Below are 9,469 nucleotides of genomic sequence, written 5' to 3' on the forward strand. Positions count from 1 at the left end.
TGCGGCGGCCGCCCCGGCGGAGTGTTCGATCAGTCCAGTCCCAGGTGTCCGACCAGCTCCGCCACGTTCTTGTCCTGCCGGGCCAGATACGTGGCGAACGCGCCACCGGTGGTGAAGGCGTCGGTCCAGCCGTGGCGGGTGAGCTCGGCCTTCCACTGCCGCGAGGTGTGCAGCGCGGTCAGCACCTCGATCCAGCGTTCGCGGTCCGCGGAGCTGATGCCGGGCGGGGCGACGATCCCCCGCCAGTTGTCGAATACCAGGTCGATCCCGGCCGCCTTCAGCGTCGGCACTCCGGGCAGCGCGGCCACGGGCCGGTCGCTGGTGACCGCGAGCACCCTGAGCTGCCCGGCCGCGATCTGGTCGAGGAATTCGCCGATGCCGCTGGTGGCGAAGTCGACCCGGCCGTCCAGTAGCGCGGGGAGCAGATCGCCGCCACCGCCGTCGTAGGCGTCGTAGCGCACCGTCTTCGGCTGGATGCCGACGGCACGGGCCAGCGCCATGGGCAGCAGGTGGTCCGGGCCGCCCAGCGACGAGCCACCGCCGACCGTGACGTCTCCCGGGTGCCTCCGCCACCCGGCGACCAGGTCCGCGATGGTGCGATACGGCGAGTCCTTGCGGACCACCACCGCCTCGGGCTCCTCGATCAGGCGGGCGATCGGGGTGGTCCGCGCCACGGTCACCTTCGCGTGGGCGACATGGGACGCGCCCAGCACGCCGAGGCCCATCTGGAGGGCGAGCCGTCCGTTGCCCCGTTCGTCCACGGTGCGCTGGAGACCGACGGTGCCACCGGCCCCGGGCAGGTTGAACACCTCCATGTCCGAGGTGGTCCCGGTCTCCTCCAGCACCCGGGCCACGGTCCGGGCCGTGGTGTCGTAGCCGCCTCCGGGTGTGTTCGGCACCAGGATCCGCAGCCCGTCGTCCCGGGTGTCCCCGGTGCCCGGCCAGGTGCCGCAGGCGCCGACGAGCAGGGACAGCACAGCGGCCAGGGCGCCGGACAGGACGCGGGTGCGGGTGCCGGTGCGGCGTCTCATGGCACCTCCCTTTCGCTTCCCATACGGCGGACGCCATGATTGTGCGGCCTGGTGGACAATGCGCCCAGGTTGTGTCAGCAGGAGAGATTGAGTTCATTGTGGTCGCCGCGTTCCGTCGCCAAACGCTCGCGGGCGAGATGCTGCTCCTCCAGCTCGCCATCGTCGTGGTGGTGCTGATGGCGGTGGCGGCGGTCTCGCTCGCGCAGTCGGAGGCCACCTTCAACCGGGTGGAGGGCCGCCGGGTCGGTGCGCTCGCCGAGCAGCTGGCCGCCCAGCCGCTGGTGCGCAGCAGGCTGGTGGGGCCCTCGCCGGCGGAGGCGCTGGCCCCGCTGGTGTACTCGGCGCGGGTGCAGTCGCGGGTGACGTCCGTCACGGTGGCCGACCGCCACGGGCGCGTCGTCAGCTCGACGAATCCCACGGTGCTCGGCGACCGGCTGCCGCGGGGCGAGGGGGCGGGCGCGGGCCGTGGCTGGTCGGGCACGCTGGACTGGGACGGCAGCCGGGAGCTGGTGGCGCAGGTGCCGGTGCTCGGCGCGACGGGGGACGACCTGGGGCGGCATCTGGGCACGGTCATGATCGGCGAGGCGTCTCCCACGGTGTGGCAGCGGCTGAGCGGCGCGTCCTCGTACCTGCCCGTCTACCTCGGCGTGGCGAGTGCGCTCGGCGTCGTCGGCTCCTGGCTGCTCGCCCGGCGCGTCAAACGGCAGACGCTGGGCCTGGAGCCGCGCGAGATCACCGGGCTGGCCGAACACCGCGAGGCGATGCTGTACGGCATCGCCGAGGGCGTCGTCGCCCTCGACCCACAGCACCGGGTGACCCTCGTCAACGACATGGGCAGGCGGCTGCTCGACCTGCCCGAGGACTGCGTCGGCCGGAACCTGGCCGAGCTCGGCATCGAGGGCCGGCTGCTGGACGTCCTGGCGGGGGCGCGGAGGGAATCGGCGGATCCGAAGGACGAGGTCGTGGTCCGGCACGGCCGGGTCCTGGTGATGAACCGCATGACGGTCGTCAAGGACGGACGGCCGCTCGGGTCCGTCACCACCCTGCGGGACCGCACCGAGCTGGCGAGGCTGGAGCGCGAGATCGGCTCCTTCCGCTCCACCTCAGAGCTGCTGCGCGCGCAGACCCATGAGTTCGCCAACCAGCTGCACACCATCTCCGGGCTGATCCAGATCGGCGAGCAGGAGGAGGTGGTGCGCTATATCCGGGCGCTGAACCAGCGCCGCCAGTCGCTCGACATGTCCATCGGCCGCCGGGTCCGCGACACCGCCATCGCCGCCCTGCTGATGGCGAAGGCGTCCCAGGCCGCCGAGCGGAAGGTGGCCCTGCGCCTGTCGGACCGCACCGCGCTGGACCGGCTGACGCCCGAGGACGCCGCCGATGTGGCGACCGTGGTCGGCAACCTGGTCGACAACGCCATCGACGCCACCACGTCCGAGCACGGCGGTGGGAACAAGGATGGCGGCGGGGACGGCGACGAGCCATGGGTGGAGGTCGAGCTGCGCCAGGACCACACCAGTGTGGAGATCGTGGTGCGCGACTCCGGCCCCGGCGTCGCCCCCGGACTCGCCCAGGAGGTCTTCGCCCACGGCTTCACCACCAAGGCCGCCAGGGAGGGCGAGCGTGGTATCGGACTCGCGCTCACCCGGCTCGTCTGCGAGCGCCGCGGCGGCGAGATCGCGGTGACCAACACCAGCCAGGGCGCGATGTTCAGCGCCCGCATGTCCGTCAGCCACCCCGCCGACGCGGTGGCGGAAGGAGCGACCCGATGACCGAGTCGGCCGGCACGATCGATGTGCTCGTCGTGGACGACGACTTCATGGTGGCGCGCGTCCACCGCACCTTCGTGGAGCGGGTGGCGCCGTTCCGCGTCGTCGGCACCGCCCACACCGGCGAGCAGGCGATCGAGGCGGTCGACGCGCTCCGGCCCGACCTGGTCCTGCTCGACCTCTATCTGCCGGACCTCTTCGGCCTGGACGTCATCCCACGGCTGCGCACCGCCGGGCACGACTGCGACGTCATGGTGATCACCGCGGCCCGGGAGGCCGACGCGGTGCGCGGCGCCGTCCGTCAGGGCGTGGTCGACTACCTCCTCAAGCCCTTCGACTACGAGGACCTCCAACCCCGCCTGGAACGCTATGCGACCCAGCGCGGGCGGCTGCTCACCACGGTCGTACGTGGCCAGGCGGATGTGGACCGCGTCCTGGCCGGGGCCTTCGCACCCCCGGCGGGCGGCGCCCTCCCGAAGGGCCTGAGCGTGGAGACCGCCCAGCTCGTCGAACGCGCCCTCCGCGAGGCGGACGGCACCGTCTCCGCCGCCGAGGCGGCCACCGCCATCGGCATCTCGCGGGTCAGCGCCCGCCGCTACCTGGAGTACTTCCACGCCACCGGCCACGCCGACGTCTCGCTGCGCTACGGCACCGCCGGGCGCCCGGAGCGCCGCTACAGCCGGCGGGCGTAGGGCCCCTGACGGGTCCCCATGTCCGTCCCGCTCCGGGCCGGGAGGGCGACCACTGGCCGAGACGGCCGAACGAGCCTTGTGAGAACTCTTGACTCGGGTGGGCGCGTCCACCAAGATCCCCGCTGGAATCGATTCCATGGAATCGATTCCGAGGCCCGCCGTCCCTGCCATCACTCCCCCAACCTCACCACCAGGACGGCGACTTCGCCGCACCCGCACGAGCCCGCCCCAGCGAAAGGCCGCATGTGGACGCCACCGTTACCCTCAAGGACGTCGCAGCCCGCGCGGGTGTCTCCGTGGGGACCGCGTCGCGGGTGCTCTCCGGCCACTCGGCCACCTCACCCGCGGCCCGCGAACGGGTGCGGGCGGCGGCCACCGAGCTCGGCTACCGGGTGAACGCCCGGGCGCAGGCGCTGCGTTCGGCTCGCAGCCATGCGGTGGGGCTGCTCGTCTCCGACGTACGCAACCCGTTCTTCGCGGACATCGCCCACGGCGCCGAACAGACCGCGCTCGCCTCGTCGTACGTCACGCTGCTGGCAAACGCCAACGAGGACACCGCACAACAGGACACCTACCTGGATGTGTTCCTCACCCAGCGGGTGGACGGCATCATCATCGCTCCCCAGGGGGAGGGCCGCGGCAATCTGCGCGCTCTGGAAGAGGCGCGGGTGCCACTGGTCTTCGTGGACCGCACCGTGGACGGGTTCGATGTGCCGAGCGTGACCGCCGACAACGCACAGGGGGTCGAGCTCGCCGTCGCCCATCTCGCCGAACAGGGCCACACCCGCATCGGATACATCGGCGGACCGCCGTCCGTGTCCACCGGGCGGGCGCGGCTCAGCGCGTTCCTGGAGGCGGTCGCCCGCCACCACCTGGACGACGACCCCGCGCTGATCACGGCGGGGGACTTCCGCCGGGCGAGCGGTGGCACGGCGGCCGGGAAACTCCTCGCGCACCACCGGCCGCCGACCGCGTTGCTCGCCGCCGACAGCCTGATGGCGGTCGGCGCGCTGACCGAGGTGCGCCAGCGCGGTCTGCGGATCGGCGAGGATCTGGCTCTGGTCGCCTTCGACGACATCGAGTGGTTCGGCGAACTCGATCCCCCGCTCACGGTGGTGGCCCACGATGCCCGCGCCTTAGGGGCGACCGCGATGCGACTCCTGCTCGATGTCATCGACGGCGGCACGGCCGAGTCGGTCGTCCTGCCGATGCGGCTGATCCCCCGCCGGTCATCGGCGGCGCGACCGCACACCGCTGCCAGTCATCCCACCGCCTGACGACCCGACCCGTCCATAACCCGCGGTCCATAACTCGCACACTCCGCGGACCCGCCCACCCCGCGGTCCCGCCGCCTCGGCGTGGCGTCCGCGGAGCGGCCCACCCTGCCCGACGCACAGACGAAAGGCTGACCATGCGCATCGCACTCGGCAACGACCACGCGGGGCTGACCCTCAAGGAACACGTCCGCCAGGTGTTGCGACGTCTGGGACACGAGGTGGTCGACTTCGGTCCCGACACCGACACCCCCGTCGACTTCCCCGACATCACCTTCGCCACCTGCGACGCCGTACGCAGCGGGGAAGCCGACCGCGCCGTGCTGGTGTGCGGGACGGGCGCGGGGGCGCTGATGGCCGCCAACAAGATCGCGGGCATTCGATGCGGCCTCGGCCATGACGTGTACTCCGCCCACCAGGCCGTCGAGCACGACGACGCCAACGCGCTCGCCATGGGTGCGTGGCTCATCGGACCGGCCATGGCCACGGAGGTCCTGGAGTCGTTCCTTGGCGCGACGTTCGACGACGACGCCGACACCGTACGCCGCGTGGCCAAGCTCCGCGATCTGGAGCTGCGTTCGGCCCGCGAGCTCGCCAAACACATCTGATGTCCGCGAAACACATCTGATGTCCGCCGACCACATCTGACGTCCCCGGCACACCTCGTCCCCAACCCATCTCCTCCCCGGCACCTCGTCCCCGGCACACCTCCGCTCGAAGGGAACCGGTATGACCGCTCCTACCTCACCCTCGTCGCCCCCGCCCCCGCCTCCCGCACGAGGACGCGTCAGGACAGCCCTCGCGTCCGCCGTCGGCACCTGCGTCGAGAACTACGACTTCGTCGCCTACGGCACCGCGTCCGCCCTGTACTTCGGCGACGCGTTCTTCCCCAACTCGGACCCGGTGGTCGGCACCCTGCTGGCCTTCGTCACCCTCGGCGTCGGCTTCCTGATGCGCCCGATCGGCGGGGCCGTCGGCGGCTATCTCGGAGACCGCCACGGACGTAAGCCGGTCCTGGTCGGCGCCCTGCTGACGATGGGCATCGCCACCGTCCTGATCGGCATGCTGCCCACCTATCAGCAGGTCGGAGTGGCCGCGCCCGTACTGCTGGTGGTCATCCGCTGTGTCCAGGGGCTGGCGTTCGGCGCCGAGTGGGGCAGCGCCGTGATGATGACGTACGAGCACGCGCCCCGCACCCGCCGCGGCCTGTACTCGGCGATACCGCAGGCCGGTAACCCCCTGGGCATCGCGCTCGCCAACATCGCCTTCCTGCTCTCCTCCGCCCTCGACTCCGACTGGGCCTGGCGGCTGCCCTTCCTGGCCAGCGCCCTGCTGATCGTGGCCGGAGTGGTGATCCGGATGAAGCTCACCGAGTCCCCGGAGTTCGAGGCCGCCCGGGCGAAGGGCACCACCGTCCGCAACCCGCTGCTCAGCGTGGTGCGCGAGGACTGGCGCAATATCCTGCGCATCATCGCCCTGCGCGTGGTGGAGTCCTGCGCCTACTACCTGACGGCCACCTATCTCCTCTCCTACATCACCGACCGCGACGACGGCGACCGTGGCGTGGCGCTCGCCGGTGTGGTCACCGCCAGCCTGCTCGCCACCGCGACCACCGTGCTCTCCGGCGCGCTCACGGACCGCGTGGGTCGCCGCACGGTGTACCTGGTGGCCTGTGTGCTGGCCGCGGTCTTCGGCTTCCCGATGTACCTGATGGCCAACACGGGGGCTCCGGTGCTCATCGTGCTGATCTTCCTGATCGGCATCGGGGTGATCCACGCGGCGCTGACGGGCACACAAGCCGCCTGGTTCGCCGAGCTGTTCAACACCGCCACCCGTACGTCCGGGGCGTCCCTCGGCTACCAGACGGCGGCTTCGGTGGCCGGTTTCGCGCCGTTCCTCGCCGTGCTGCTCGCGGAGTCCTTCGGCTGGGCGGGCCCGGCCGGACTCTATGTGTGCATCGCGCTGGTGGGACTCCTCGGGGTGCTGTCCACCCGCGAGACCTGGAGCCCCGAGCGGCGCACGGTCCTCCCGGCCGGGCAGCCGCGGCGAGCGGCCGACCGCGAACGGCACCCCTCCCGCTGAGCCGAGGGAACCGTCCCCCTCCCGCTGAGCCGAGGGGCAGTCGGCCGGTGGGCCCGGACACGGCGCCGGGCCCGCCGGTCAACGACGTCAGGGCTTGCGGGCCACCGCTCCGTACATCGCGATGTCCTCGTCCTTGATGTCCTCGGTGGCGGTGGCGTCCGGGCGCCACTTGTGGACCTGGGTGAGGCCGGGCTCGACCAGCTCGAGGCCGTCGAAGAACCGCTCCGCCTCGGCCTCGGTGCGCAGCCGCATGGGCATGTCGCGGGCCGCGTACTCACGGGCGACCCGGGCCACCTCGTCCGGCGCGAAGTCGGCGGTGCCGATGGACATGGCCAGGTAGCTGCCGGAGGGCAGCGGTTCCAGGAGGCGGTTGACGATTCCGTAGGCGTCGTCCTTGTCCAGGACGAAGTGCACGATGGCGATCACCGTCAGGGCGACCGGCCGGGTCAGGTCGAGGGTCTCGCGGAGTTCGGGGGCCCGCAGGATGGTGGCGGGCTCGCACATGTCCGCTTCGACATAGGCGGTCCTGCCCTCGGGGGTGCTGGCGAGCAGGCCCTGGGAGAGCGTGAGGACGATGGGGTCGTTGTCCACGTAGACGACCCGGGAGTCCGGGGCCACCGTCTGGGCGATCTCATGGAGGTTGGGCGAGGTCGGGATTCCGGTGCCGATGTCGAGGAACTGCCGGATACCCGCCTCCTCCGCCAGATAGCGCACGGCCCGGTTCATGAAGTCGCGGTTGGCGCGCATGTGGATCGGCAGGGCGGGCCACTCGCGGGCCATGGCGATGCCCGCTTCCTTGTCGGCCGGGTAGTAGTCCTTACCGCCGAGGATGTAGTCGTAGATACGTGCCGAATGCGCGCTCTCGGTGTCGATGCGGTCGGCCGACCAACCGTTGTCGCTCAAGGCGTCCCCTCCCAGTGGATCGTCAGTTCGCTGTTGGTGTGCCCCCGGTCGCGCGGGCCTGGACGGGCCCGCGCGACCGGGAAGGATGCGGCGCCGTGGCGCTAGCAGAGGAAGTCGGCGTCGCCGGCCTTCACACCCGCCAGAAACCGGGTCATCTCGTTCGTGCTGAAAACCAGTGCGGGGCCGCCGGGGTCGGTCGACTGGCGCAGCGCCACCCGTCCGTCGTGCAGCTTCTTGGCTTCGACGCAGGCGCCCCCGGCGTCGTCGCTCCACGGCTTGGACCAGCCCAGGGTGCCGAGGTCGTGGGAGGACATGCCGCTGCGTATGTGGTGGTGCACTTCAGAGCTCCTTGCGAATTGCGCCGAGGACGGCCTCGGTTTTCCTGGCGGGCACCGACTGGGCGCCCATCCGGTCCAGGACCTCGCGATACACCACCACGTCGTCCTCCTTGTCCAGATACACGGCGCCAACCAGGCCGCTGAGGTAGACGATGTCGGGCAACTCCGGAGCCCTGAACCGGAAGACATGGAACGCACCCGCCCGCATGGCCGGATGCGGGCCGCTCCCGAACGGCATGATCTGCACGGTCACCTGGGGAAGGGCGCTGACCTCGATCAGATGGTCGATCTGGGCGCGCATCACGGCCGGGCCGCCGACCGGCCACCTCAGCACCGTCTCGTCCATCACGACCCACAGCCGGGGAGGGGATTCCCGGGTCAGCAGTTCCTGGCGCTGCATCCGCAGGGCGACCCTGCGCTCGGTGGCCTCCGACGGAGCGTGCGGGTTTCCGGCGCTGAGCAGCGCACGGGCGTAGTCCTCGGTCTGCAGCAGCCCGTGGACGAACTGCGCCTCGTAGGCGCGGATCTGAAGCGCCGCCTGCTCCAGATTCAGATACGCGGCGAACCAGTCCGGCATCACATCGCGGTAGGTGTGCCACCAGCCGCGCTTGTTGGCCTCGCGGACCGACTTCAGGAAGGTGTCGAGCTCATGCCGGTCGGTGATGCCGTACGTCTGGAGCAGCTTCTCCACGTCCGCGAGTCTGAGCCGGGCCACCTTGGCGGCTTCCATCCTGCGGATCGTGGAGTGGCTTACCCCGATCGCCGCGCCCGCCTGTTCGTAGGTCAGGCCGGCGCGCGTCCGCAGCTCCTCCAGCTGCCTGCCGAGGATCATGCGGAGGACGGAGGGGGCACCGCCCCATGCGGTTTCCGCCGCCAACGCTCTACCTCCCCACACCGGGCTACGGCTGCAGTCTGTCACGGTCGCCGGCTGCGCGAACGGCATCCCCCCGATGGCAACTTGCAATTTTCAACTTACCGCTTGCAAGTCGTTCGTTGCACCTGCCACAGTGGTCACACCGTCCGATCACGGTAGGAACGCTTGCGTGGGTACGTCCGTAGGCACTGCGCAGTGCGGGAACGGCCCGGTCATGATGCGCAGGCAGACGAAAGGTGGCCGCTTGTGGCTCCCCTCGCCCTTCCCCTGACTCCCCTTCGGACGTCCCGGGAGCAGGACACCCATCCGGGATATGCCCTACGGCTTCCGGCCACCGCCTCCTCGGTGAGCACGGTCCGCGCGGCCGTGCGCGAGTGGCTGCGCGCCTGGGGCGTGAGCGCCCACGTGTGCGACAACGCGCTCCTCGTGGTCTCCGAGCTGGTCACCAACGTGATCACGCATACGCTCAGCGATCACCTGGAGTGCAGGCTGAGCGTCGGCGGGGG

At 71.1% G+C, this 9,469-nt stretch carries 10 protein-coding genes; 6 read left to right on the top strand and 4 right to left on the bottom strand.

The genetic code is table 11. The features are described from left to right. Positions 1–29: 29 nt before the first annotated feature. Entirely contained in the window at positions 30–1,031 is a 1,002-nt protein-coding gene (locus tag GWI24_RS33930) for a tripartite tricarboxylate transporter substrate binding protein (protein WP_210949894.1), read from the bottom strand. Between the two features lie 98 nt (positions 1,032–1,129). Here GWI24_RS33930 and GWI24_RS33935 point away from each other — a divergent pair, with 98 nt between their 5' ends. From GWI24_RS33935 to GWI24_RS33955, 5 genes are all read left to right on the top strand, one after another. Beyond that, positions 1,130–2,803: an ATP-binding protein gene (locus GWI24_RS33935; protein WP_210949895.1), complete on the top strand. Its 1,674-nt coding sequence runs from the start codon at positions 1,130–1,132 to the stop codon at positions 2,801–2,803. Then, positions 2,800–3,492, top strand: coding sequence for a response regulator (locus GWI24_RS33940; protein ID WP_138916359.1), 693 nt, complete (start codon positions 2,800–2,802; stop codon positions 3,490–3,492). Before GWI24_RS33935 ends, GWI24_RS33940 begins: the two co-directional genes overlap by 4 nt. Before the next feature lie 245 nt (positions 3,493–3,737). After that, positions 3,738–4,769 carry a LacI family DNA-binding transcriptional regulator gene (locus tag GWI24_RS33945; protein ID WP_210949896.1) on the top strand — a complete coding sequence of 344 codons (1,032 nt, stop codon included), beginning with the start codon at positions 3,738–3,740 and terminating at the stop codon, positions 4,767–4,769. A gap of 134 nt (positions 4,770–4,903) precedes the next feature. Next, complete coding sequence (locus GWI24_RS33950; RefSeq protein WP_210949897.1) at positions 4,904–5,374, top strand: RpiB/LacA/LacB family sugar-phosphate isomerase; 471 nt, start codon at positions 4,904–4,906, stop codon at positions 5,372–5,374. 121 nt (positions 5,375–5,495) lie between these two features. Then, complete coding sequence (locus GWI24_RS33955; protein WP_210949898.1) at positions 5,496–6,848, top strand: MFS transporter; 1,353 nt, start codon at positions 5,496–5,498, stop codon at positions 6,846–6,848. Positions 6,849–6,935: 87 nt separating this feature from the next. On the opposite strand, the gene GWI24_RS33960 is transcribed toward GWI24_RS33955, so the two are convergent. From GWI24_RS33960 to GWI24_RS33970, 3 genes are all read right to left on the bottom strand, one after another. Then, positions 6,936–7,751: an SAM-dependent methyltransferase gene (locus tag GWI24_RS33960; RefSeq protein WP_210949899.1), complete on the bottom strand. Its 816-nt coding sequence runs from the start codon at positions 7,749–7,751 to the stop codon at positions 6,936–6,938. A 101-nt stretch (positions 7,752–7,852) separates the two neighbouring features. Beyond that, complete coding sequence (locus tag GWI24_RS33965; protein WP_210949901.1) at positions 7,853–8,065, bottom strand: DUF397 domain-containing protein; 213 nt, start codon at positions 8,063–8,065, stop codon at positions 7,853–7,855. A gap of 25 nt (positions 8,066–8,090) precedes the next feature. Further along, positions 8,091–8,966, bottom strand: coding sequence for a helix-turn-helix transcriptional regulator (locus tag GWI24_RS33970; protein WP_210949900.1), 876 nt, complete (start codon positions 8,964–8,966; stop codon positions 8,091–8,093). 243 nt (positions 8,967–9,209) lie between these two features. Between GWI24_RS33970 and GWI24_RS47010 the strand changes: the two genes are divergently transcribed. Beyond that, on the top strand, positions 9,210–9,469 hold a 260-nt coding region (locus GWI24_RS47010; protein ID WP_374103370.1), incomplete at its 3' end, for an ATP-binding protein.

Origin of the sequence: Streptomyces sp. MK37H, assembly GCF_018035285.1 — a bacterium.
GTDB classification, from domain to species: Bacteria; Actinomycetota; Actinomycetes; order Streptomycetales; family Streptomycetaceae; genus Streptomyces; species Streptomyces endocoffeicus.

What these genes read in the sequence shown, in the direction of transcription:
- GWI24_RS33940 (WP_138916359.1), top strand. Translation starts at nt 2,800, where the DNA reads ATGACCGAGTCGGCCGGCACGATCGATGTGCTCGTCGTGGACGACGAC.
- GWI24_RS33965 (WP_210949901.1), bottom strand. Translation starts at nt 8,065, where the DNA reads ATGTCCTCCCACGACCTCGGCACCCTGGGCTGGTCCAAGCCGTGGAGC.
- GWI24_RS33950 (WP_210949897.1), top strand. Translation starts at nt 4,904, where the DNA reads ATGCGCATCGCACTCGGCAACGACCACGCGGGGCTGACCCTCAAGGAA.
- GWI24_RS33930 (WP_210949894.1), bottom strand. Translation starts at nt 1,031, where the DNA reads ATGAGACGCCGCACCGGCACCCGCACCCGCGTCCTGTCCGGCGCCCTG.
- GWI24_RS33955 (WP_210949898.1), top strand. Translation starts at nt 5,496, where the DNA reads ATGACCGCTCCTACCTCACCCTCGTCGCCCCCGCCCCCGCCTCCCGCA.